Origin of the sequence: Streptococcus equi subsp. zooepidemicus, from assembly GCF_015689395.1 — a bacterium.
In the GTDB taxonomy this organism is placed as follows: domain Bacteria; phylum Bacillota; class Bacilli; order Lactobacillales; family Streptococcaceae; genus Streptococcus; species Streptococcus equi.
The window spans coordinates 1205365-1229368 of record NZ_CP065054.1 but is presented as its reverse complement, the minus strand read 5'-3'; the positions used below and the strand labels follow the sequence as shown (position 1 = coordinate 1229368).

At 43.1% G+C, this 24004-nt stretch carries 20 protein-coding genes; 16 read left to right on the top strand and 4 right to left on the bottom strand.

The features are described 5' to 3' along the window. The first annotated feature begins 421 nt into the window (after positions 1 to 421). Genes mvk through fni form a run of 4 tightly spaced genes read left to right on the top strand, consistent with a single transcriptional unit; the run spans position 422 to position 4212 of the window. The gene (gene mvk, locus I2432_RS05850; protein WP_206152502.1) at positions 422 to 1300 is read left to right on the top strand and encodes a mevalonate kinase; all 879 of its coding nucleotides are present in this window, start codon (positions 422 to 424) and stop codon (positions 1298 to 1300) included. Next, positions 1282 to 2226: a diphosphomevalonate decarboxylase gene (gene mvaD / locus I2432_RS05845; protein ID WP_196819636.1), complete on the top strand. Its 945-nt coding sequence runs from the start codon at positions 1282 to 1284 to the stop codon at positions 2224 to 2226. The genes mvk and mvaD overlap by 19 nt, the downstream gene beginning before the upstream one ends. Next, on the top strand, positions 2219 to 3217 hold the full coding sequence (locus I2432_RS05840; protein WP_206152503.1) for a phosphomevalonate kinase: 999 nt from the start codon (positions 2219 to 2221) through the stop codon (positions 3215 to 3217). The genes mvaD and I2432_RS05840 overlap by 8 nt, the downstream gene beginning before the upstream one ends. Positions 3218 to 3219: 2 nt before the next feature. After that, entirely contained in the window at positions 3220 to 4212 is a 993-nt protein-coding gene (gene fni / locus I2432_RS05835; RefSeq protein ID WP_206152504.1) for a type 2 isopentenyl-diphosphate Delta-isomerase, read from the top strand. A 284-nt stretch (positions 4213 to 4496) separates the two neighbouring features. Here fni and I2432_RS05830 read toward each other — a convergent pair whose 3' ends face one another. Both I2432_RS05830 and I2432_RS05825 read right to left on the bottom strand, forming a co-directional pair. Next, positions 4497 to 5780 (bottom strand): hydroxymethylglutaryl-CoA reductase, degradative, encoded by a 1284-nt coding sequence (locus I2432_RS05830; RefSeq protein WP_206152557.1) that lies wholly within the window; start codon positions 5778 to 5780, stop codon positions 4497 to 4499. Beyond that, positions 5767 to 6942, bottom strand: a complete 1176-nt coding sequence (locus I2432_RS05825; RefSeq protein WP_206152505.1) for a hydroxymethylglutaryl-CoA synthase — start codon at positions 6940 to 6942, stop codon at positions 5767 to 5769. Before I2432_RS05825 ends, I2432_RS05830 begins: the two co-directional genes overlap by 14 nt. Before the next feature lie 184 nt (positions 6943 to 7126). Here I2432_RS05825 and I2432_RS05820 point away from each other — a divergent pair, with 184 nt between their 5' ends. The 6 genes from I2432_RS05820 to hupY all read left to right on the top strand — a co-directional run bounded on the left by I2432_RS05820 (position 7127) and on the right by hupY (position 13983). Then, complete coding sequence (locus I2432_RS05820) at positions 7127 to 7966, top strand: thymidylate synthase (protein ID WP_037581013.1); 840 nt, start codon at positions 7127 to 7129, stop codon at positions 7964 to 7966. Between the two features lie 80 nt (positions 7967 to 8046). Further along, entirely contained in the window at positions 8047 to 8544 is a 498-nt protein-coding gene (locus tag I2432_RS05815) for a dihydrofolate reductase (protein ID WP_126436753.1), read from the top strand. Between the two features lie 19 nt (positions 8545 to 8563). Next, on the top strand, positions 8564 to 8734 hold the full coding sequence (locus I2432_RS05810; RefSeq protein WP_012515696.1) for a hypothetical protein: 171 nt from the start codon (positions 8564 to 8566) through the stop codon (positions 8732 to 8734). Between the two features lie 35 nt (positions 8735 to 8769). Next, on the top strand, positions 8770 to 9999 hold the full coding sequence (gene clpX, locus I2432_RS05805; protein WP_206152507.1) for an ATP-dependent Clp protease ATP-binding subunit ClpX: 1230 nt from the start codon (positions 8770 to 8772) through the stop codon (positions 9997 to 9999). A gap of 9 nt (positions 10000 to 10008) precedes the next feature. After that, the gene (yihA, locus tag I2432_RS05800; RefSeq protein WP_126437219.1) at positions 10009 to 10608 is read left to right on the top strand and encodes a ribosome biogenesis GTP-binding protein YihA/YsxC; all 600 of its coding nucleotides are present in this window, start codon (positions 10009 to 10011) and stop codon (positions 10606 to 10608) included. A gap of 372 nt (positions 10609 to 10980) precedes the next feature. Then, complete coding sequence (hupY, locus tag I2432_RS05795; RefSeq protein ID WP_206152508.1) at positions 10981 to 13983, top strand: leucine-rich repeat adhesin HupY/LrrG; 3003 nt, start codon at positions 10981 to 10983, stop codon at positions 13981 to 13983. Between the two features lie 189 nt (positions 13984 to 14172). On the opposite strand, the gene I2432_RS05790 is transcribed toward hupY, so the two are convergent. Beyond that, entirely contained in the window at positions 14173 to 16266 is a 2094-nt protein-coding gene (locus I2432_RS05790) for an AAA family ATPase (RefSeq protein WP_206152509.1), read from the bottom strand. A 370-nt stretch (positions 16267 to 16636) separates the two neighbouring features. Between I2432_RS05790 and ndk the strand changes: the two genes are divergently transcribed. Beyond that, entirely contained in the window at positions 16637 to 17056 is a 420-nt protein-coding gene (gene ndk, locus I2432_RS05785) for a nucleoside-diphosphate kinase (protein ID WP_115250988.1), read from the top strand. 493 nt (positions 17057 to 17549) lie between these two features. After that, the gene (locus I2432_RS05780; protein WP_115250987.1) at positions 17550 to 18356 is read left to right on the top strand and encodes a DNA/RNA non-specific endonuclease; all 807 of its coding nucleotides are present in this window, start codon (positions 17550 to 17552) and stop codon (positions 18354 to 18356) included. A 301-nt stretch (positions 18357 to 18657) separates the two neighbouring features. Here the strand turns inward: I2432_RS05780 and I2432_RS05775 are convergent, their stop codons facing one another. Continuing rightward, positions 18658 to 19623, bottom strand: a complete 966-nt coding sequence (locus I2432_RS05775) for a polysaccharide deacetylase family protein (protein ID WP_206158662.1) — start codon at positions 19621 to 19623, stop codon at positions 18658 to 18660. A 170-nt stretch (positions 19624 to 19793) separates the two neighbouring features. Here I2432_RS05775 and I2432_RS05770 point away from each other — a divergent pair, with 170 nt between their 5' ends. The 4 genes from I2432_RS05770 (at position 19794) to folE (ending at position 24004) form a co-directional block, all read left to right on the top strand. Continuing rightward, positions 19794 to 21077: a homoserine dehydrogenase gene (locus I2432_RS05770; protein ID WP_206158661.1), complete on the top strand. Its 1284-nt coding sequence runs from the start codon at positions 19794 to 19796 to the stop codon at positions 21075 to 21077. A gap of 1 nt (position 21078) precedes the next feature. Then, on the top strand, positions 21079 to 21939 hold the full coding sequence (thrB, locus tag I2432_RS05765) for a homoserine kinase (RefSeq protein ID WP_037581040.1): 861 nt from the start codon (positions 21079 to 21081) through the stop codon (positions 21937 to 21939). A 182-nt stretch (positions 21940 to 22121) separates the two neighbouring features. After that, the gene (locus I2432_RS05760) at positions 22122 to 23381 is read left to right on the top strand and encodes a bifunctional folylpolyglutamate synthase/dihydrofolate synthase (protein ID WP_206158660.1); all 1260 of its coding nucleotides are present in this window, start codon (positions 22122 to 22124) and stop codon (positions 23379 to 23381) included. A gap of 56 nt (positions 23382 to 23437) precedes the next feature. After that, positions 23438 to 24004, top strand: a complete 567-nt coding sequence (folE, locus tag I2432_RS05755) for a GTP cyclohydrolase I FolE (protein WP_111710584.1) — start codon at positions 23438 to 23440, stop codon at positions 24002 to 24004.

Below are 24004 nucleotides of genomic sequence, written 5' to 3'. Positions count from 1 at the left end.
GAGGCTGGATCAGGGCTCAGCGTCAACAAAATCACATGTCACTTTATCACAGCATGCTGTGATGAAGTGTTTTTTGCGTCGTCCTGCTGAGGAGAAGGCCCTCACAGTCAGCACTTGTCTGACTCCTTCACCGGAGTTAGGTAATTGATACGATATCTGAGGTACAGCACTTGCTCCTTGTTAACCGAAGCTTGTTTTGAGATCAGCCTGTCAGCAATCTATGCTTTGTGTCTGACCTTTAGCAGCTTGTAGATGAAGCAGGGCTAAAGGACACTTTAATTGATGAGGAATCACCTTAAAAAGCCATTTCCCAGATGAGATAAGAACGGTCTAAAAGGGGATAGATAATCGCAATTTTTAACAATTTAGTGTAAAATAGTAAGGTGAATGTTTTGATGAAGTAGACGAAAAGATTTAGGATATGAATAAGACAATTGGATATGGCAAGGCACACAGCAAAATCATTTTAATGGGGGAGCATTCTGTGGTTTATGGTTACCCTGCGCTGGCCTTGCCCTTAAAAGACATTGAAGTGACCTGCCGGATTTTCCCTGCAGCAAAACCTTTAGCCTTTGATTTTTATGATCCCTTATCAACGGCAGTTTATGCAGCCTTGGAGCATTTGGGGTGCTTGGCAGAGCTCATTCATTATGATATTATTTCTCAGGTACCACAAAAGCGGGGCATGGGCTCCTCAGCAGCTGTTTCGATTGCAGCTGTTCGAGCTGTTTTTTCTTATTTTCAGCAGCCCTTGTCAGATGAGCTCTTGGAAATCCTGGTGAATAAGGCGGAAATCATTGCTCACACCAATCCCAGTGGCCTAGATGCTAAGACCTGCCTCAGTGATAAGGCCATCAAATTTATTAGAAATGTTGGTTTTGATACCATTGATATTCACTTGAATGCCTATTTGGTTATTGCTGACACGGGGATTCAAGGGCATACGCGTGAGGCTGTCAATAAGGTGGCGCAATTTGAGGAGGAAAATCTTCCTCATTTAGCCAAGCTTGGCTGTTTAACAGAGGCTGTTGAGCAAGCAATTAAGACAAACGATTGCCTAGCTATTGGACGATTCATGACACAGGCACATGAATCATTAAAGGCTATTGGTGTCAGTGTGGCAAAGGCTGATCAGCTGGTTGCAGCAGCTCTTGAGGCTGGCGCTTTAGGAGCTAAAATGACTGGTGGCGGCTTAGGAGGGTGTATGATCGCATTAGCTGAAAGGGTAACAGACGCTCAGCAAATCAGTAAGAAACTAAAAGAAGAGGGAGCTGTAAATACGTGGATTCAAATACTGTAACGGTAACTTCCTACGCTAATATTGCTATTGTCAAATACTGGGGGAAAAAAGATGAGGTTAAGATGATCCCATCAACCTCTAGTATCTCTTTGACCTTGGAAGGCATGTACACAACAACAAGTCTTTCTTTTTTACCTCCCTCAGCAAAGGGAGATCAGTTCTATATCAATGGTGTCTTGCAGGACGCCAAGGAGCATGCTAAGATTACTGCGATTTTGGATCAGTTCCGTCAGAAGGATCAGGCTTTTGTCAAGGTTGAGGCAAGCAACAGCATGCCAACTGCGGCAGGCTTATCCTCAAGCTCTAGTGGCTTATCTGCCCTGGTAAAGGCTTGTAATCAGCTTTTTCAAGCTAAGCTAAGTCAAGAAGAGCTTGCCCAAAAGGCCAAGTTTGCCTCTGGATCTGCGTCGCGCTCTTTTTTTGGTCCTGTTGCTGCTTGGGATAAGGATACAGGCTCTATTTATAGGGTCAAAACAGATTTAAAGCTGGCGATGATTATGCTGGTCTTGAACGATGCTAGAAAGCCCATTTCGAGTCGAGAAGGAATGAAGCGCTGCAGCACAACCTCAACAAGCTTTGACCAGTGGCTGTCCCAGTCAGAAAGCGATTATCAGGCCATGCTACGTGCCCTTAGTGACAATGATTTTGCAGCAGTTGGTCAGCTGGCAGAAGCAAATGCTCTAGCCATGCATGCAACGACCAAAACAGCTAGTCCTTCCTTTTCTTACTTAACAGAGGCCTCCTATCAGGCCATGCTAAGGGTCAAAGAGCTTCGTCAAGAGGGCTATTCTTGCTATTTTACGATGGACGCTGGCCCAAATGTCAAGGTGCTTTGTTTAGAAGAGGACTTAGAGCGGTTGTCGCGCCTTTTTGAAAGGGAGTATCGTATCATTGCCTCAAAAACAAAGGAATTACCAGATGTCTAAATACCATGTTCAAGCAGGAGGAAAGCTGTATCTGACAGGCGAATATGCGATTCTAAGGCCGGGGCAAACGGCGTTAATTTGCTATATTCCCATAATGCTGACAGCTGTCATTGAAGCAGCAGAGGCTGTTAGTATCAGCTCAGATATGTTTGACCATGCTGCTGATTTGTCACCGGATAAGGATTATAGGCTGATTCAAGCCTCTATTGAAGCCTTTAGTTTATATATAGATAAGGATATTAGGGAGCTGCCAGCCTTTTCTTTGTCTATTACTGGTAAGCTTGAGCGTGACGGTAAAAAGTTTGGGATTGGCTCTAGCGGTAGTGTTGTTGTACTAACGCTAAGAGCTTTGGCAGCCTTTTATCAGGTTCATCTGCTACCAGAGCAGCTCTTTAAGCTGGCTGCTTACACCCTGCTTAAATCAGGAGATAATGGCTCCATGGGGGATATTGCCTGCATTGCCTATGAGAGCTTGGTTGCTTATACCTCCTTTGATAGGCGTAAGGTTGGTCAATGGTTGATCGAGATGACCCTAAAAGAGCTAATGGCAGCACATTGGGGGTATACGATTGAGACTATTGAGCCTGCTCTGCCCTGTTGGTTTCTTGTTGGCTGGACCCAAGTCCCTTCTATCTCAAGAGAGATGATTCAGCTGGTTAACAAGAGTATTAGCTGTCAGTTTTTAGAGCAAAGCCAGAGGGTCACACAGGAGGCGATGACTGCCCTGCAACTTGGTCAAAGAAAAAGGCTCAAGGCTAGCATTGAAAAAGCGGGTCAGCTGCTGCAAGGGTTGGCTTCAGTTATTTATCACCCTAAGCTTATGCAGCTTGTCAAGGCTTGTCAAGGGCTTGATGCTGCTGCTAAATCATCAGGCTCGGGAGGTGGGGATTGTGGTATTGCACTCGTTTTTGAGGCTAAGGACATTGAGCCTATCCTTGCCAGATGGCAGCAAGCAGGGATCGTATTACTATATCAGGAGGAATGGGGATAAACATGACTAATCGTAAGGATGATCATATCACACATGCTTTGAGCTATCATTCTCCTTACAATGCATTTGATGACATGGAGCTGATTCATTGTTCACTGCCAAGCTATGATTTAGCTGATATTGACCTCTCAACCCATTTTGCTGGCTGTGATTTTGAGTTTCCTTTTTATATCAATGCGATGACAGGTGGCAGCAAGAAAGCCCAAGCAGTCAATGAAAAGCTGGCCAAAGTGGCTGCGGCTACAGGTATTTTAATGGTGACAGGCTCTTACAGTGCAGCCTTGAAAAATCCTGAGGACACTTCCTTTCAATTGCGAGGTGTAGCACCAGATTTACAGTTGGCCACCAACATTGGTCTTGATAAGGCTGTTGACCTAGGGATTAGAGCTGTCGAGGAAATGAAGCCCTTGTTTTTACAGGTACATGTGAATGCCATGCAGGAGCTGTTAATGCCAGAGGGAGAGCGCAGCTTTAAGTATTGGAAGGATCATTTAGCGGCCTATGCCAAGCAGCTTCCAGTCCCTTTGATTTTAAAAGAGGTTGGCTTTGGTATGGATATTAAGACCATCACTATAGCACGTGATATGGGAGTAAAAACCTTTGATATTTCAGGAAGAGGAGGAACCTCCTTTGCCTACATCGAAAATCAAAGAGGAAGTAATCGCTCTTACCTAGACGATTGGGGACAGACAACAGTGCAATGTCTATTAAACGCCAAAGGTCTGGTTGATGAAGTGGAGATCTTAGCCTCAGGTGGTGTCAGACACCCCTTAGATATGGTTAAATGCTTGGTGCTGGGGGCACGTGCTGTGGGCCTATCGCGAGTGGCATTGGAGTTAGTTGAGACCTATCCAGTTGAGCAGGTCATCGCTACGATCAATAGCTGGAAGAAGGAGCTTAAGCTCATCATGTGTGCTTTAGATTGTCGAACCTTGAGCGATTTGCGTCAGGTGGATTATTTATTATATGGTAGGCTTTATCAGGCAAACCGCTAAAGACTTTTTAGCCCTGAGCTAACTTTCCTTAGAAAATCATCACAGGAGTTAAGAAGCTGCCTGCTTGGTGCTGCAAGCTAATTCAGCTGATTATGGCTCGTAAGATTTTTAGATGTCTGAATGAAATGATAGGACAGATGACATAGTATAGCGCTAATTTCTAGTGAAAATCAGTCCTTGGTCAGGTTACTGAGACTGAGGTTAAGTTTATGTTTACACTAACACTTAAAGGATATGAAAACACTTGGTAGCTGCCACTGAAGCTGTTACCAAGTGTTTTTAGTCTATGATTGGCTTAATCGTATGGCTGTTAAGAGCTGTCCTGCCTTTTCTAGGTTCATTGGCTTATTCTTTAGTAGAGCCTTAACTAGTTGAGGCACCTCCTGCTCACTAGCACCTGCTAATAGAGCTAGAGACTTGGCCTGCAGCTTCATGTGACCAGCCTGGATACCAGTTGAGGTCAAAGCCTTTAGAGCCGCAAAATTTTGCGCCAGCCCAACTGCAGTGATGATTTGGGCGAGAACCTTAGCATTTGGTTGCTCTAAAAGGCTATGAGCAACACTGACGGTTGGGTTGAGACCGATCGACCCTCCTTTACTAGCAATGGGCATTGGCAGTGTTAGCTCTCCGCATAAGCTATTTTTAGATAAATCAACGTGCCAGCTACTTAGCCCTCCATAAGAGCCAGTCCTTGCGGCATAGGCATGTGCTCCAGCCTCAATAGCTCTCCAGTCATTTCCGGTAGCTATAGCTACCGCATCGATTCCATTAAAGATTCCCTTATTATGCGTTGCTGCTCGGTAAGGGTCAACCTGCGCTAGTTTGCTTGCCAGTTCTATTTTTTTGGCTAATTGCTGGGCTTCTTCCTTATGTCGACTTAGGTATCTGAGGTCAACCTGACACTTAGCACTAACTAAAGCTTTTGTTGCATAGTTTGAGAGGATAGCCATTAAGCATTGACCACCGCTTAGGGCCTCCAAATCAGGTACTAAAGCCTCCATCATCGTATTAACGATGTTGGCTCCCATAGCCTCTTGGGTATCAACGCTCAGATAGACAATGAAAAAATCCTCCTTACGCTCAACAGTAAGACTCTTTGCACCACCACCACGCTTAACAATAGAAGGGTAGGCATTGTTTGCAATATCAATCAATGTATCTGCGTTAGCTAGAATAGCCAGCCTAGCCTGCTCGTCATCTTTAACATCATAAAGAGCTACCTGCCCAAGCATTTGACGACTGAGTACCTCAGTCTGAAAGCCACCTGATCGCTTGATGATTTTGGCAGCAAAGGAAGCAGCAGCAACAACAGAAGGCTCTTCAGTCACAAAGGGGACCTGATAGGTATGCCCATTGATCAGAAAATCAGGGGCTAGACTAAAAGGCAGAGCCAGTCGACCGATGACATTTTCGGTCATTTGATTGGCAATAGCAATGGGTAAGAGTTGGTCTGTCTCTAACAGCTTTTGCTGCTGCGGGTCAAGCAGCTGGTCATCTGCGAGCTGTTGAATGCGTTCTGCAAGGCTTTTTTTATAAAAGCCGGCCCAATTTGGTTTAGTTTTTGTCATCATCTTGATAAATTCGTTGGTGTTCCTTAATTTCTTTGAGGGCAAACCTGCCAGTTAGATATGGTGAAAAGCTGGCATTGCCATCTTGGTCTAGTCTAGGCTCTTCATAAAAAAGTGCTTCATAATCAGCCACTGAAATCACCTGACGTTGGTCTAATAGGGCTTGTCGATTAGTCAGTAGCATGTCCTTGTAACCGTCAACAAGCTGCCCTGAAAACAGCTCACTAACAGCTCCTGAGCCATAGCTAAACAATCCAATCCTATCCCCAGCCCTTAGCACCTGACTATTCTCTAAAAGTGATAATAAGCCGAGGTAGAGTGAGCCTGTGTAAATGTTGCCGATTTGCTTGCTGTAGGCAATAGAAGCTTGAAAGTTTTCATAAAGCCTTTCTTTGTGATCATCTGCTAGTGATTTTGTCATGATCTTATGAAGCCCCTTTAGAGCAAGCTTTGGAAAGGGGATATGAAAACAAACAGCAGCAAGGTCTGATAGCTCAATACCTTCTTTTTCTTGGTATTTGTCCCAGGTTGTTTTTAGGGAATCAAGGTATTGCTTGGTCGAATAAATACCATTGACAAATGGTGTTGAGCTGTAATTTGGACGCCAAAAATCCATCACATCACGTGTCTGTGCGACATTGTCATGATTTAACTGGAGAATACGAGGATCAGCAGTGACTAGCATAGCAATACTTCCAGCACCTTGTGTTGGCTCTCCGGCTGATCCAATGCCGTATTTGGCGATGTCACTAGCAATGACCAAGACCTTGGAGGCTGGGTGTGCAGTAACATGTAATTTGGCATAATCTAAAGCAGCAGTAGCGCTGTAGCAGGCTTCCTTTATCTCAAAGGAGCGTGCAAAGGGCTGAATATCAAGCAGCTGATGAACGTAAACACTGGCTGCCTTTGATTGATCAACGCTGGATTCGGTTGCTAAAATGACCATGTCAATGCTTGCTTTATCGTCTTTGGTAAGGATTGGCTCAGCAGCTGAGGCAGCAAGCGTTACAATATCCTCTGTAACAGGTGTAATGCTTAAAGCGTCAAGTAATAGGCCTTGGCTGAATTTTGCTGGGTCAGTGCTGCGGGCAAGCGCCAGGTCTTCCATTTTTAAGACGTATTGACTGGTCGCAAAGCCAATTTTATCAATTCCGATGTTCATAAATATCCTTCTTTTATCCATTTTATAGTCCTATCCATTTTATCATATTTTCTTAGAAAATTAGCTGATTTAATACGATAGTTTTACCTGTCAAACCAAAAACAGCAGCATATCGCTTTCTTCTGGTATTTTTGAAGGAAATTAGATAAAATAATATGAACTGTGCTTACAGAAAGGGGTTTCCATGACAAAAGCAGATCAGATTTTTAAAGCTAATATCAAAAAAATTATGGAGGAGGGAGTCTTTAGCGAGCAGGCTCGCCCAAGGTACAAAAATGGTCAAACAGCCAATTCCAAGTACATTACAGGTGCTTTTGCAGAGTATGATTTGTCTAAGGGAGAGTTTCCTATTACAACCCTAAGACCAATCCCTATCAAGTCAGCTATTAAAGAGCTATTTTGGATTTATCAGGACCAATCAAACAGCCTTGATGTTTTAGAAAACAAATACAACGTTCACTATTGGAATGAGTGGGAGGTCGGTCAGACAAGAACCATCGGTCAGCGCTACGGTGCAATCGTTAAAAAGCATGATATCATCTCAAAAATCCTCAAGCAGCTAGAGGACAATCCTTGGAACCGCCGAAATGTGATTTCTCTGTGGGATTACGAAGCCTTTGAAGAATCAGAAGGACTGCTGCCATGTGCCTTTCAGGTGATGTTTGATGTTAGGCGAGTAGATGGTGAGCTGTATTTAGATGCCACGCTGACCCAGCGCTCAAATGATATGCTAGTGGCTCATCATATCAATGCCATGCAATATGTTGCCCTGCAGCTAATGATTGCCAAGCATTTTGGCTGGAAGGCTGGTAAGTTCTTTTATTTTGTCAATAATTTGCACATCTATGATAACCAATTTGCGCAAGCTAAGGAGCTATTAGAGCGGCAGCCAGCAGCCTGTCAACCCAAGCTTTTGCTGCATGTGCCTGATGGGACAGCCTTTTTTGATATAAGACCAGAGGATTTTGAGCTACAGGATTATCACCCAGTGAAGCCTCAGCTTACCTTTGACTTAGCGATTTAAGCGAAAAAGACGATTTTTTCTGAGCATTTTGCCAAGAAATTTGATAGAATAAAAGAAGTTCATATTGAGGAAAGCTAGTGATGACAAAGAAGATTATTGCCATTTGGGCAGAGGATGAAGCAGGACTTATCGGAACGTGTGGCAAGCTTCCTTGGTACCTACCAAAAGAGCTGCAGCATTTCAAGGAAACGACACTGCATCAAGCTATCCTGATGGGACGAGTAACCTTTGAGGGCATGAAGGGCCGCTTGTTGCCAAATCGTCAAACGCTTGTTATGACCAAAAACAGCCATTACCATGTGGAGGGCGCTTTGACCATAACCAGTGTGCAGGAGGCTTTGGATTGGTATCATGCGCAGGATAAGACCCTATATGTGATTGGTGGCAGCAAGGTTTTAGAGGCCTTTGATGGTCATTTTGATGCGATCATCAAAACAGTAGTACATCACCGGTTTGAGGGTGATACCTACAGCCCTAGGTTAGAGCTGAGTGATTTTGTAGAGGAGACCTCTGTGTTGTACCCGAGGGACGATAACAATTCTTACGATTTCACTGTTACAGTATTGAGACATCGCTAATATAGGGAGATGATAGTCTATGCAGCGTAGTATTTTTGGGGTATTTACGGCCTTTTTGTGTGCGATTTGTGTTTTATGTGCCATACCGGCCTTTAGAAAAAATCGCTATGGCTTAGGATTGCTTTTTTTATTAAATGCCTTTACTAACCTAGTGAATACCATACATGCCTTTTATGGAACACTGTTTTAAGCTTAAGAGAATGAAAAGAGAAAGATAGAGGAATCATGGCAGGAAATCGTAGTAACGATATTAAGGTTCATTGCTCGTTTTGCGGCAAGAGCCAAGACGAAGTGAAAAAAATTATTGCAGGCAATAACGTCTTTATTTGTAACGAATGTGTTGCCTTATCACAAGAAATCATCAAGGAAGAATTGGCAGAGGAGGTTCTCGCTGATCTGACTGAGGTACCAAAGCCAAAAGAGCTCCTTGATATTTTAAACCAATACGTCATTGGTCAGGAGCGTGCTAAGAGAGCCTTATCAGTTGCAGTTTATAATCATTACAAGAGGATTTCATTTACTGAGAGTCGTGACGATGATGATGTGGATTTGCAAAAGTCAAACATTCTGATGATTGGACCAACAGGCTCAGGTAAGACCTTTTTAGCCCAGACTCTGGCTAAGAGCCTTAATGTTCCATTTGCTATTGCTGATGCAACCTCTTTGACTGAAGCAGGCTATGTCGGAGAGGATGTGGAAAATATCCTCCTGAAATTAATTCAAGCAGCTGATTACAATGTTGAGCGTGCAGAGCGCGGCATTATTTATGTTGACGAAATTGATAAAATCGCTAAAAAAGGTGAGAATGTCTCCATTACTCGTGATGTATCAGGAGAAGGTGTCCAACAAGCCTTGCTAAAAATTATTGAGGGAACGGTTGCTAGTGTTCCACCGCAAGGTGGTCGTAAGCACCCAAACCAAGAGATGATACAGATTGATACCAAAAATATCTTGTTTATTGTCGGAGGTGCCTTTGATGGTATCGAAGAGATTGTCAAGCAGCGCTTGGGGGAAAAGATCATTGGCTTTGGGCAAAATAGTCGAAAGATTGATGACAATGCCTCCTATATGCAGGAGATCATTGCTGAGGATATTCAAAAATTTGGTCTGATTCCCGAATTTATTGGACGCTTGCCTGTTGTGGCAGCGCTTGAGCAGCTTAATACCGAGGATTTGATTCGTATTTTAACAGAGCCTAGAAATGCCCTTGTGAAGCAATATCAAGCCTTGCTGTCATATGATGGCGTAGAGCTTGAGTTTGAAAAGGGGGCTCTGGAAGCTATTGCAGGCAGGGCTATTGAGCGCAAGACTGGTGCGCGTGGTCTGAGGTCTATTATCGAAGAAACCATGCTGGATATCATGTTTGAGGTGCCAAGCCAAGAGGAAGTAACCAAGGTACGCATTACTAAGGAAGCTGTCGAGGGCCAATCAAAGCCTATTTTAGAGATAGCCTAAGGAGGTATGATGTCTGAAGAGCAAATCCTTAACACGCATAATGCTTCGATATTGCTTAGTGCGGCAAATAAGTCTCATTACCCACAAGACGACCTTCCTGAGATTGCTTTGGCAGGTCGGTCAAATGTTGGAAAATCAAGCTTTATCAATACTATACTAGGACGTAAAAGCCTTGCTAGAACCTCAAGCAAGCCTGGTAAAACTCAGCTGCTTAATTTTTTTAACGTCGATGATAAGCTGAGGCTTGTTGACGTTCCTGGCTATGGCTATGCTAAGGTATCTAAGGCAGAGCGGGCTAGATGGGGAAAGATGATCGAAGAGTACCTGACCACACGACAAAATCTCAGAGCAGTTGTTAGTCTAGTTGATTTTCGCCATGAGCCGTCACAGGACGATATTCAGATGTATGAGTTTTTGAAGTATTATGAGATTCCGGTGATTATTGTGGCTACAAAGGCAGACAAGGTTCCTCGTGGTCGCTGGAATAAGCATGAGTCTATGGTTAAAAAGTCCTTAAACTTTGATCAAACAGATGCATTTATTATTTTTTCATCTGTTGAGCGTATCGGTATTGATGAGTCTTGGGATACCATTTTAGGGTATTTATAAGCATATGATAAAAAACTTAAGTATCTTTTAGATAGGCACTTGTGTCTGGTCTGAGAGGTGCTTTTTCTATTGACAAAAATGACAAAAAACAATTTGTTGATGATGCGCTTGTGCTCAAAAATGTCAGTTTGTTAAAAAATGATGATAACACACGAGTTTTTTATGATATAATGCTTAGCAGGATAATATGGAGACATGAGAAAAAGGTCAGAGACAGCTTATTTGCTACCCCTGATTATAACTATGATGACCAACATTATTATAATACTCATGGTGCTAGCAATTAGTAGCAGTACCTAACCTATAGCGTCGCTTTTTAGGTTACAAGCACTAGCGCTAGGAGTATTATAATATATTTAGAAAGGTTTTTTTATGACAATAAAAAAATGCCCTCAAATACTTGCCCTATCCCTTGCTCTTGCAGCGCTAGCTAGTCAGGCGCAAGCCGTCCATGCTCTAGAGCAGCAGGAGATATCGGTTAAGCAGGCTCAGGAATCGAGCGATTGGTTTCATGAGGAAGAAGGTGTCAGCGATATCAAGTCTAATGCCTCTACAGAGATAGACTCAACAGTGACAGAGTTATTTGGTGATGCTGAGTCTAAGACTAAGGCTGAAAAAGAAGAGCCAAAAGCATCAAGCTCTAAGCAAGAAGCACTGCCAGCAGAGCCTCAAAAAGAAAAGGAGACATCTGCCAAACCGACTGACCATGCGACAGCACAAGTAGAAGAGGCACAGCCTGAGCAGGGATTAGATAATCCTTGGCTAGCAGATGATTTTGTTACTAAGGGAGATACCTTGGTTGGGCTGTCTAAGACAGGCCTTGCTAAGTTATCAAAGACACCTGTCCTGATACTACCAAGGATAGGTGCTGACAAGACAGTGTTGACAAGGATTGCTAGCTTTGCCTTTACTCCAAATAAATCAGTAGCTATTGCTGATTATACAGGCAGAGCAGGTGAACATGGCGAGATCAATCATCTGGACGTCGAAGGCAGGAATATCCTTACTGAAGGAGAGGATTTTGGTGCCTATGCGATTAAAAAGCTTGTGATTCCTGAAGGCTATCTTTTTATCGGCCAAGATGCCTTTAATGACAATAAACAGCTAGAAGAAATCAGTCTACCTGATAGCTTACTCAGTATTTCAGACTATGCCTTTGCTCACATGAGTTTATCTAAGCTTAAGCTGCCAAAAAGCCTAGAGTCTATTGGAGATCAAGCCTTTTTTGATAATCGGATTGCAGGCACTTTGGTATTGCCAAAAGCTCTAAAGCAGCTGGGAGAACGCGCCTTTAAGTCCAATCGCCTCACTGGACTTGTCTTTGAGGGAGAAGGCTTGTCTGTTCTAAAAGAAGCAGCCTTTCAAGACAATGCTTTCATTAGTCTTGTTATCCCAGATAGCATTCAAGCCTTAGAAGAGGACGTTTTTACAGGAAACCCTGGCGATGAAGAATACGGTAATCATGTTGTTTTACGAACCAAAAGTGGTCAGAATCCTTACAGACTTCACAGTGCCAATGTTCTTGTCAATCCAAGTGATCAGACTAGAACACCACAACCACCAATTGATTACAGCAGGTGGCTCGCAGAGGATTTTACCTATACTGGACAGACGATAACCGGTTTTTCAGCTAGTGGGTTGCGCAAGGTCAAACGCAATAAGCATTTGGTTCTGCCTAAGAATTATCAGGGTCAGCCCTTGACAGCCATTGCAGATAATGCCTTTAGAAATGTCAATTTTCATGATAAAACCTTGCGTAAATACGATCTAGAAAGCGTGACGTTACCATCTACCATTCAAAAGATTGGTGCCTTTGCCTTTCAGTCAAATAATCTAGAAAGCTTTGAGGCCAGCGAGGACTTGGTTGAGATTGGTCAAGGAGCCTTTATGAATAATCGCATTGAGATTCTGGCCTTGAATGATAAGCTGAAGGTCATTGGAGATGCGGCCTTTCATATCAATCGAATTTATGCTATTGTTATCCCTGAATCGGTCGAAGTGATTGGCATTTCTGCCTTTAGGCAAAATGGTGCTAAACATGTGGTATTTATGGGAGATAAGCTAACAAGTATTGGAGAAATGGCTTTTTTAAGCAATACTCTAGAGGAGGTGGATTTGAGCAGCTTAGCAGGGCTTAAGACCATCGCTGTTCAAGCCTTTGCAGACAATCACTTGAGAGAGCTTAAGCTGCCAGATAATCTGATTCGTATTGAAGCAGAAGCCTTTAAAGCTAATAGGCTTCAAGGAGTGACTGTTCCAGACACTGTCATTAGCATTAGCTTTAATGCCTTTGATCATAATAGTGATGACAAGGTGATCCTAAGGACCACCAACCACAATAAAAACCTGCTAGCTGACGGGGATGGCTTTATTGTGGATCCAGACCTATTAAGTGCGGATCAATCATCTGTTCAAGTAGTTTTAGAGGACCTGCAGCGCTTAGATCTAGCTAGTCTACGTGCTGATGCAGCAGCTCATTTTACAACACTCATCACAAGAGGTAAGCAGCTACTAAAAGAATCCGCTGTACGGTTAGGTTATCAGCTTAGGTTCCTTGCAGAGTCACGATTTTTCTTAGGGCGCGTGAGACTGGATCAGCTGATTAAATCTGCTGACATAGCCCTGTCTAACCATCAAGACACACCTAATGCTAAGCTGTTGATGGCTAAGCTGGACAAGGCCAAGCTGCATTACAATAATAGCGCAATGACTGCTCCAAAAGTAAGTCGCTTGGAAAAAGAGCTCAGCCTGTTAATTGATCTTGTCCAAGGAGTAGGTGCTATCTCTAAAGCAATAATGACTCAAGGCGTCTACAAGCTTCAGACAACCCTACCTATTCCAGAGTATTATATTGGGGTTAATCTTTATACTGATGACCAGGGGAATATTTTATTTGCGCTTGACATGAGTGAGACGATTGGTCAGGGGCAACTTGATGATTATGGCAACCCTATTTTAAATGTTGATGAGGATAATGAGGGCTACCATGCTTTGGCCATTGAGTCCTTAGCAGATTACGAAGGCCTTACGATTAAGGATATATTGACCAAGGCGCTAAGTCGGTTGCCTATTCGTGATGTCAAGCAGGCAAGAGAGCATCGTGTTGGTCTTTTTATGGCAATCAGAGACGCGGCAAGGGAAGCTCAGCTTCTACTAGAAAAGCAGAGCAAAGCCTTATCAGAACCAGCAGGCAAATCGACTGTCTCAAAAGCAGCTGACTCAAGGCTTGAGCCTTCTGTGACGCTATCAACCAATAAGACTAAGCTGCTACCAAAAACAGGAGCCTTCAAAGAGGCTTGGGTGACAATGATCGGAATGCTTGTTCTTTTGGCGGCTGCCCTACTTAAAGGCGATAGTCGCTACAAAAAGAAGTAAATAGGCTTGCTTAGCAAGCACACTCTAGCACCAGTAAGGCTTGAGGGGCTTACAAAGCCTATTTAATCTAGCAATAGTATATTGCCAGTGTGAGCTGGTGCCTGAGCTTCAAAAAAACAAAAGAGCCTGAAATGACTTTTACTAGCATTTCAGGCTCTTTTTAGCTTGTGATTCTTTTTTGTGTGAGGCTTACTTCTCACTTATCGTAATAGTATCTTGATCAAGACTTGCTAATAGGTGCTTAGCAGTCGGGTGATCCAGGTAGTAGTCAGTAATACGGTCACGAATTTCTTGTTCGATGACACGTCTAAGTGGACGAACTCCCATCGCATGATCATAGCCCAGATCAATCAAACGCTCTTTAACATCATCAGTCACCTCAAGGCTAATCCCTTTTTTAGCAAGGGTTTGGTTCACCTCTGCTAGCATTAAAGCAACGATTTCTTGTAGATCCTTTTTCGCTAAATGGTTGAATTCGATGACACCGTTGAAGCGATTCAAGAATTCTGGTCTAAAGTAAGGTGCAATACGCTCCATGATAGCAGGCTCTTGATCAGCACTATCTCCTGCTTGATGGCCAAAACCAGCATTAGAGGTTGCGATGATAACCGTATTTTTGAAATTGATCGTGTTGCCTTGTCCATCTGTCAATCGCCCATCATCAAGCACTTGAAGAAGCAGTGTAATGACCTGTGGGTCTGCTTTTTCGATTTCATCAAGCAAGATGATAGAGTAAGGACTGCGACGGACACGTTCTGTAAGGGTATTTTGATTATCATCATAGCCAACATAGCCAGCTGTTGTTCCGATTAATTTGGAAACAGCTGTGCGGTCACTATATTCAGACATGTCTAAGCGAATGATAGCGTCCTTTGAGCCGAACATATCAAGGGCTAACTGCTTAGCCAGCTCGGTCTTGCCGACACCAGTCGGACCAACAAAAAGGAAGGAGCCAATTGGACGATTGCCATCATCAAAGCCTGCTCTATTGCGTCGAATCGCACGAGCAACAGCCTCAACTGCACCATCTTGTCCGATAACATGGCCTTTAAGACGATTACTGATTTCTTTGAGCCTTTCTAAATCATTAGCCCCCATATTTGAGACTGGGACACCAGTTAGTCGTTCAACAGATTCTGCAATGTCATTGACGGTGGCAGTGACCTTTTGCCCTTCACTGTGATGATTGATTTGCTTTTGGAGCTCCTCAATGCGTGTCTTAGCAGTCAAGGCCTTTTCAAAGTCTTCTGCTGCAACAGCCTTTTCCTGTAGCTCCTTTTGCTTAGCGATTTCTGCTTCAAGTGACTTTAGATCAGTGACAGGGTGCTGAGCTGCTAGGTGGGCAGCCGTCATATCAACAAGGTCAATGGCTTTATCAGGCAGGCTTCGTTGTGGAATATATTGGATAGCATAATCAATAGCTGCTTTTAAGACAGAATCTGGCAGGATCACATTGTGGTGCTGCTCGTAGAGGTTGCGAATGCCCATCAAAATGTGGAAGGTATCCTCTGCTGAAGGAGCATTAACCTTAACCTCGTTGAAACGACGAGCAAGGGCAGCATTTTTTAAAATAGTATTGCGATACTCATCTTGAGTTGTGGCACCAATCAAGGTCAACTCACCGCGTGAGAGGGCTGGCTTTAGAATATCAGCCAAGCCCTTAGAGCCTGAATCTGAACCAGCTGACCCTGCACCAAGAATTTGATGAATTTCGTCAAAGAAGAGAATGATATTGCCAGCCTCCTTAACCTCTTTAACCATGTTTTGAATGTTTTCTTCAAAAGAGCCACGATACTGTGTGCCAGCCTCAAGGCCAGAAATATCAATTGAGATAATCTCTTTATTTTTGATGGCAGCTGGCACATCACCGTTGACAATAGCCTGGGCTAGGCCTTCGACAACAGCAGTTTTACCAACACCAGCGTCACCGACAAGAACAGGGTTATTCTTGGTTCGTCTTGCTAGAATTTCTGCGGTCGCTTGAATCTCATCGTTTCGTCCGATCACAGGATCTAACCTGCCTTGCCGAGCTTCTTCGGTCAGGTTTGTTCCGAGCTTGGTTAGAATGCCATCTTTTTTAAGGCTGCCAGCCTGTTTGTCTTGTCCTTCAGCTGCAGCTAGCTTACCGGTTTTCCGGTATTCCTGAAATTCCTCTGGTGTCATCTCACGTCCATTGACAAGATAGCGCCGATTTTCACTGCGATAGCCACCAATGTTTCCCATTAATTGATTAAAAATATCGTCCATATTTCCAAAGGGGTCTTTTCCATAATAAGTTGTCATATACAATTACCTCACTTGTATTATATTTACCAGTCATTATGAGCTACTGGTATAGGTAGAAGGTGATAGATGTTGGCTCATACGGAGATCTTAGAGAGGTCTTATAGAGTCTATTGCTCAGGCTTGTCCCCCACCTTCTGATAATATTATATCCAAAAGGTCAGTAAAGGTCAAACAAAAAGTACGAATGATTGACCACTACAATCAGGGACTTATAGCTCTTGATATATCAGCTGACTATGCCATAAGCTACTGGTATTTTTCTTGCTAGCAAGGCTATTTCTAAGGAAGAGATTGTTGTCAAACATGGTTTTGCTTTTTGTTCTAAATACTTTCATGATATAATAAAAGAAAAGCACAGAGGTCAATTATGGAACAAACATTTTTTATGGTTAAGCCTGATGGTGTCAAGCGTGGCTTGGTTGGAGAGATTTTGCGTCGGATTGAACGTCGCGGCTTTACCTTTGATAGGCTTGAATTGCGACAAGCAACTCCAGAATTGCTAGCCAAGCATTATGACGCCTTAATCAATAAGCCCTTTTATCCAGAGCTAGAGGCTTATATGACAAGCGGACCTGTTTTAATCGGCATTATCTCCGGTAATCGTGTGGTCTCTTCCTGGCGAACCATGATGGGGGTAACCAATCCTAAGGACGCTTTACCAGGGACTATTCGTGGTGATTTTGCTCAAGCCCCTGGTAATGATGGCGGCATTTTCAACGTGGTGCATGGTTCGGATTCGAGAGATTCAGCCAAGCGAGAAATTGCGATCTGGTTTGGAAATAGCTAGCATTTGCCTTGGTCATTTAAGAACTGATAAAGCAATTGCATAAAGGGGCTAGTAAAGCCCATCATCAATAGCAGCTCAGCATTAGAAGGTCAATAGTCTTGATGTTGGGCTATTTTTTTGCCTGCCTAGGGTTTATATGCTTATCCTGATGAGTAGGTAGACAAAGCAGTATAAGCTTAACAATCCTTTGCTGCGGCAGTGATTAATTGTAGCTCTAGCTGTAACATCAGCTATTTGAAAGCCTTGAAAAAGCTAAGACTGACAAGCTAGTCAGGTCTTTTGATACAAGCTGTAGTTCTCAAGCAGCTGCTCAGGGCAAGTATTGGAAAAGGCCATTTTTTATGTCATTTTTAATAATATGGCATATTTTTAACGAAAAGTCGTTTTAGTTGAGAAAATATACAAAAAAGGTTATGATATAGTTAATAAAGTTGTTATACCCCCTGTGTCTTGTACACTATGACTTGTAGAGAGTTTATCAAAGGAGGATAAGATGAACAAACAAAGCATGACCCATTTTTCTAAGAAGCTGATGAAGCTAGCCCTTTTAGGTTTGGCATTGCCATTAAGCTTGGTATCGGTGGTAGATACTCCGACTCTTAACCAATCCGAAAAAGCTGTTTATGCCAATGATTTTGGATCTGGAAATCGAGCCAGTGACTATTTACCAGTAGCTAACGCTTGGAGATTTGATGCTTATCCTGATTACTACAGTATTTTAGGAGCTAGTCGTCTTAATCCTGCTGTCTTTCCAGAGCCTAGCAAGATGTCATATAGTCCTTTAGATGAGCTGGGCCGCACACAGGTCGCAAGAGGAACAATAACTTATCATAATATCGTGATGAATTACAATGTTCGGCAACGCTTTGCTAAAAATCAGAACCCTTCTGGCTGGATTGGTAATCCTAGAAATGTTCGCTACACTATTGAGTGGCTAGATGGCTTATTCTATCAGGGAGATTTTTGGAATCGTAGTCATTTGATTGCAGATAGCCTTGGTGGAGCAGCCTTACGTGTCAATGCTATTACTGGCACAAGAACACAAAATGTTGGCGGCAGAAACCAGAGAGGCGGTATGCGCTATATTGAGCAAAAGGTGCAGCAGTGGATTGAGCAGCACACAAGCGCAGTTGTCTACTACGAAGCACTGCCAATTTATCAGGCAAATGAGCTGGTTCCAAGAGCTGTTGTTGTTTCAGCATTGTCATCAGACGGAGGTCTTGACGAAAAGGTTATGGTCTATAATACCGCCAATGGCTACACCATCAATTATGCTACTGGAGCATTTCAAAGTAATTAGGTTAGGCTTTTGTACTAAGCTGTAGCTGATCAAGGTCTGACTAAGACAAGTGCATCAGCAATTGATATATAAAAAGACATGACAGCAGCTGTTTTAAATGCCTTGTCATGTCTTTTTAGTCTTGTCAGCTTTTCATGTTGTCTTAAAATGATCACTCAACTAACTACAAGCATTGCTCCAAAGAAGAGTTAAGGATAGCTAGTTGGTAAAGCTAGCTGGGTGCCTTTTAGTCAGAGGTATGGGACTGCTAGATAAGATAATGCCTGCAGTTGAGCCAATTTCTCATCTAGGCTAATACAGGCTATTGGCTTATAGTGTTCATTAGAATGTCAGCTGTTGTAGTTGGTAGTATTCGAATACGATTAAGCGATAGCAGGCCATTAGCAGCACTTGCTAGTCCTTCATTTGTTGTGACCCCTAACTTGTAATGCAGGTCCTCAGCAATCTTTAATGTGGTATCAGTATAGCGACCTGCTGGATAGGCAATTGCAATCGTATCTTGGTGCAGCTCTCTATCTAGGTATTCTTTAGAATCCTTCATTTCAGCGGTTTGACTAGCAGCGCTTGCCTGAGATAGATCAGGGTGGTTAACCGTATGATCTTGGAAAGACATGCCTGCCTGCTTCATTTCCTTCATCTGGTCTAATGTAAGATTGGCTGCATTACCTGCCTCTGTAAAGCCAGTGATGACGTTATTGGTGGCCTTGATGCCATGCTTTTTCAGGATTGGAAAAGCAACGTTGTAAAAATCAACCATGCTATCATCAAAGGTTAGCCAGACAACCTTTTCAGCAGGAAGTTCGTTAGTTGATAAGACCCGGTAGGCTTCTTCAGGAGATAAAAAGTAGTAGCCGGCCTCCTTCATTGCCTTTAGCTGGCTTTCAAAAAGATCTGGAGCAACGATGAGATTAGCACTTGCTGCCTCTTCTGGTGCCATAACGTGAATAGCATGATACATTAAAATAGGAAGCTTAACAGGGGCTTGCTGCTTGGTCCAGCTGACAGCTCCTTTTTGCTGCTGACTATCTGTATGGCTAGCTTTCTTATTATTTGCTTTTTTGCTGGGCTTAGGAGCTGGCTTTTTATCAGTTTTTGAAAATAGGCTTATTTTGGGGATTGCCTGCGATAATTGAGAGATGCTTATCTTTGAATGGCTCTTGTAAAGGTAGACAATAGCTGATAAGCCTATGATACAGGCGAGTAGTAGCATGAGATTAATCATTTTGAAAATTTTTCTTTTTTTACGCCGTTTGTTTCTGTTGTTCATCACTTGCTCCTTGTTTATTGATTAGTCTATTGTAACATTTTTTTAAGCAAGCTGTCTTTTGTTAACTTAATTTTTTGCTAACATTCTACTAGTGTTATGCTTTGTAAAATAAGACCAAGATTTGCTATAATAAGACAGAGTATTTAAGGCAGTCAAAAAAGGAGGATAGAATGTCAGTTAAGATTGCATTATTAGGCTTTGGGACTGTTGCTAGTGGCATTCCCTTGCTATTAGAGAACAATAGTAGCAAGATTTGTTCAGTGGTAGGTGATGATTTGGTGATTGCAAAGGTTCTGGTTAGAGATGAGACTGCTAAGAAGCGTTTGTTGGATCAAGGCTATTCCTACCAATTTGTGACCTCCATTGATGATATTGTTGACGATGAGAGCATTGATATGGTAGTCGAATTAATGGGTCGTATCGAGCCTGCAAAGACCTTTATTTCGCGCGCTCTATCAGCCGGAAAGCCTGTTGTGACTGCTAATAAGGATTTGATAGCCTTGTACGGAGGAGATCTCTTGACCTTGGCAGCTGAGCATCAGGTGGCTTTGTACTACGAGGCTGCTGTTGCTGGTGGTATTCCAATACTAAGAGCTTTGGCTGATTCCTTTACCTCAGATAAGCTGACGCGCGTGCTCGGTGTGCTCAATGGAACAACTAATTTCATGTTAACCAAGATGATTGATGAGGGCTGGACCTATGAAATGGCCCTGCAAAAAGCGCAGGAGCTGGGCTATGCTGAGAGTGATCCGACTAATGATGTAAAAGGGATCGACGCAGCTTACAAGGTTGCTATTCTAAGTCAGTTTGCTTTTGGAATGACCATTGATTTTGAGGCTATTAGCTATTCAGGGATTGATAAGATTAGACCTGAGGATGTGACAGTAGCACAGAAGCTGGGTTATGTAATCAAATTAGTTGGTCTGCTTGAAGAAACGGCTTCTGGGCTTAACGCAGAGGTATCCCCAGTCTTTTTACCAAAGACACACCCGTTGGCTGCTGTAGATGGTGTGATGAATGCTGTTTATGTCGAGTCAATTGGGGTTGGACAGGCTATGTTTTATGGTCCTGGTGCCGGTCAAATGCCTACAGCTACAGCTGTTGTGGCAGATATGATTCAGGCTACCTGCACCTTACGTGATCATACAGCCCCAGTCTTTAATCGTTTTGCTACAGAAGCTAGACTAGCTAAGCCTGAGGATATTGTGAGTCCCTATTACTTTGCTATTCAGGCTGCTAATAAGGCTGGTCAGCTACTAGAGCTAACAAGGCTATGTGATGTTTGTGGCATTAGAGTTGAGCAGCTGTTATTAGATGAGATAGATAGTGACAGATTAGATTTTGTGATGATTACTCATGAGATGAGCAAAAAGGAGCTTGCTTGTTTTACAACGCTATTACAGGATCATCAGGATTTCCGTATGTTAAGTACATTTAAGATTTTAGGAGATTGACATGAAAATACGCGTACCTGCAACCTCAGCTAATTTAGGGCCTGGATTTGACTCAATGGGGATTGCTGTTTCAAAATACCTAGAAGTTGACATTTTAGAAGAAAGCGATCAATGGTTTATTGAGCATGATTTGGGTGATATTCCAAATGATGATAGCAACTTACTTATCCAAACAGCCTTGAGGTTAGCGCCAAATATTCCAGCGCATCGTCTAAAGATGACCTCTGATATTCCATTGGCACGTGGCTTGGGATCGTCCTCCTCAGTTATTGTCGCTGGTATTGAATTAGCCAACCAGCTGGGGCATTTAAACCTAACAGCTGATCGTAAATTAGCTATAGCAACTCGTATTGAGGGGCACCCTGATAATGTAGCTCCAGCGATTTTTGGTCAATTGGTGATTGCTTCACAGATTGGTAAGGACGTGGATTATATCATTGCGCCTTTTCCTGACCTTTCTTTGGTTTGTTTTATTCCTGATTATGAGCTGAAAACCTCTGATTCCAGAGATGTCTTGCCCAAGCAGCTATCGTATAAGCAGGCAGTGGCTGCTTCCTCAGTTGCTAATCTTGCTATAGCTGCGCTATTGACCGGTAATTTGAAAAAGGCCGGTCGGGCGATTGAAAATGACCAATTCCACGAAATTTACCGGCAGAGATTAGTCAGAGAGTTTCAGCCGATTAAGCGAGCTGCAGCAGCTAATGGTGCTTATGCAACCTACTTATCCGGTGCAGGGCCTGCTATTATGGTTATGTGCCCCAATGAGAGAAAAATGGCAATCTATGACGCGATCGATCAGCTAGGTCTAACCGGTCAGTTAGTGTCTTTAGAGCTGGATCGTCAAGGGCTATGTCTTGTCTAGACTGGCAAGTTACTGGTGTGGTAGGCTGACCACAGCTATAAAGGCTAGTAGGCTTATTTTTTACACTAAATGGACTTAAATCTTAGTCATAAAATACATCAAAAAAGTGAGGCTTGATCGTTTTATCGGCTTTCACTTTTTTCTTGATATGTTATACTAGAATAGACTTTGTGAGGTGTGTGATGAATTATCAAGAAACATTAGACTGGATTCATGGTCAGGAAAGATTTGGGATCAAGCCAGGTGTAAAGCGCATGCGTTGGGTGCTTGAGCAGCTAGGCAATCCTCAGGATAGGATTAAAGGAATCCATGTTGTCGGCACAAATGGTAAAGGATCGACAGTAAATGACCTACAGCATATTTTTACTAGAGCAGGCTATGAGGTTGGGACCTTTACCTCGCCTTATATCATGGATTTTAAGGAGCGTATCTGTCTCAATGGTGAGATGATCTCAGAGGCTGACCTTGTTAGGGCTGCTAATCGTATTCGTCCACTAACGGATCGCCTTGTCAGTGAGACAAGCCTGGGTTCTGCAACGGTCTTTGAGCTGATCACTCTGATCATGTTTCTTTATTTTGGTGAGAATCATCCGGTTGATATTGCTATTATCGAGGCAGGATTAGGAGGGCTTTATGACTCCACCAATGTGTTTCAAGCTATGGCTGTGGTTTGTCCGTCTATTGGTCTTGACCATCAAGATATTTTAGGTGATACCTATGCTGATATTGCCTATCAAAAAGCTGGTGTGCTAAAGGGTAGTGAAGACCTTATTTTTGCTATTGATAACAAAGAGGCTAGACAGGTTTTTCTAAAAAAAGCAGAGCAGCTTGGCCTGCCTGTTTGGGAATGGCGCCGGCAGTTCAACATGCTACAGGGTGAAGGCAGTTATCAATTTGACAGTCAGCTTGGTCAGCTTTCTAATCTAGTGCTTGCAATGCCTGGTCAGCATCAGGTAGCCAATGCAGGCTTGGCCATTATGACAAGCTTGATATTACAGGATCGGTACCCAAAGGTAACTGAATCTGTTATTAGAGAGGCTTTAGCAAGCAGCTTTTGGTTGGGACGGACAGAATTGTTGGCGCCCAACCTGATGATTGATGGTGCTCATAATAATGAAAGCATTGCTGCTTTGATTGATGTGATGTCATCAGACTATCAGGATAAGCAGGTTCATATTCTTTTTGGTGCCATTGATACCAAGCCTGTCTTAGATATGCTACAGAGTCTGGAGCGTCTTGGAGATGTGCAGGTAACAAGCTTTAACTATCCCAATGCCTATCCCTTGGAAGCTTATCCGGATCGGCTCAAAAAAGTAGCAGATTTTAGAGCATTCTTAGACCGACTTGAGCAAGCAGCAGCTGATGATTTTTTCTTGATTACAGGTTCTCTTTACTTCATCTCAGAGGTAAGACAATATTGGAAAAAGGTATTAAGCAAGTAATGCTTTCTCACATCAACTCATCAAACAAGATTAATCAACTAAAAAGGGGAAAACCATTGCCAATCAATCAAAAAAAAGCAGAGGCAGCTATCTATCAATTATTAGAGGCTATCGGTGAGGATCCAAACCGAGAAGGGCTACGAGATACCCCAAAGCGTGTTGCCAAGATGTATCTAGAGATGCTCTCAGGGCTGGAAAAGGACGCTAAGGATGAATTTACAGCTGTTTTTACAGAGCATCACGACGATTTGGTGATTGTCAAGGATATTAGCTTTTATTCCATGTGTGAGCACCATCTGGTGCCATTTTATGGCAGGGCGCATATTGCTTATTTACCTAGTGATGGGCGTGTGACAGGCTTGAGTAAGCTGGCAAGGGCGGTTGAGGTGGCTAGCAAAAGACCTCAGCTACAAGAGCGCTTGACAGCTCAGATTGCTAATGCTCTTGTTGACGCCTTGCAGCCCAAAGGGGTTTTTGTTATGGTAGAAGCAGAGCATATGTGCATGACCATGCGAGGTGTCAAAAAGCCAGGCAGTAAGACCATTACGACAACTGCCAGAGGGATTTACAAGGACAGTAGAGACGACAGGCGTGAGGTTATGCAATTAATCATGGAGGGCTAG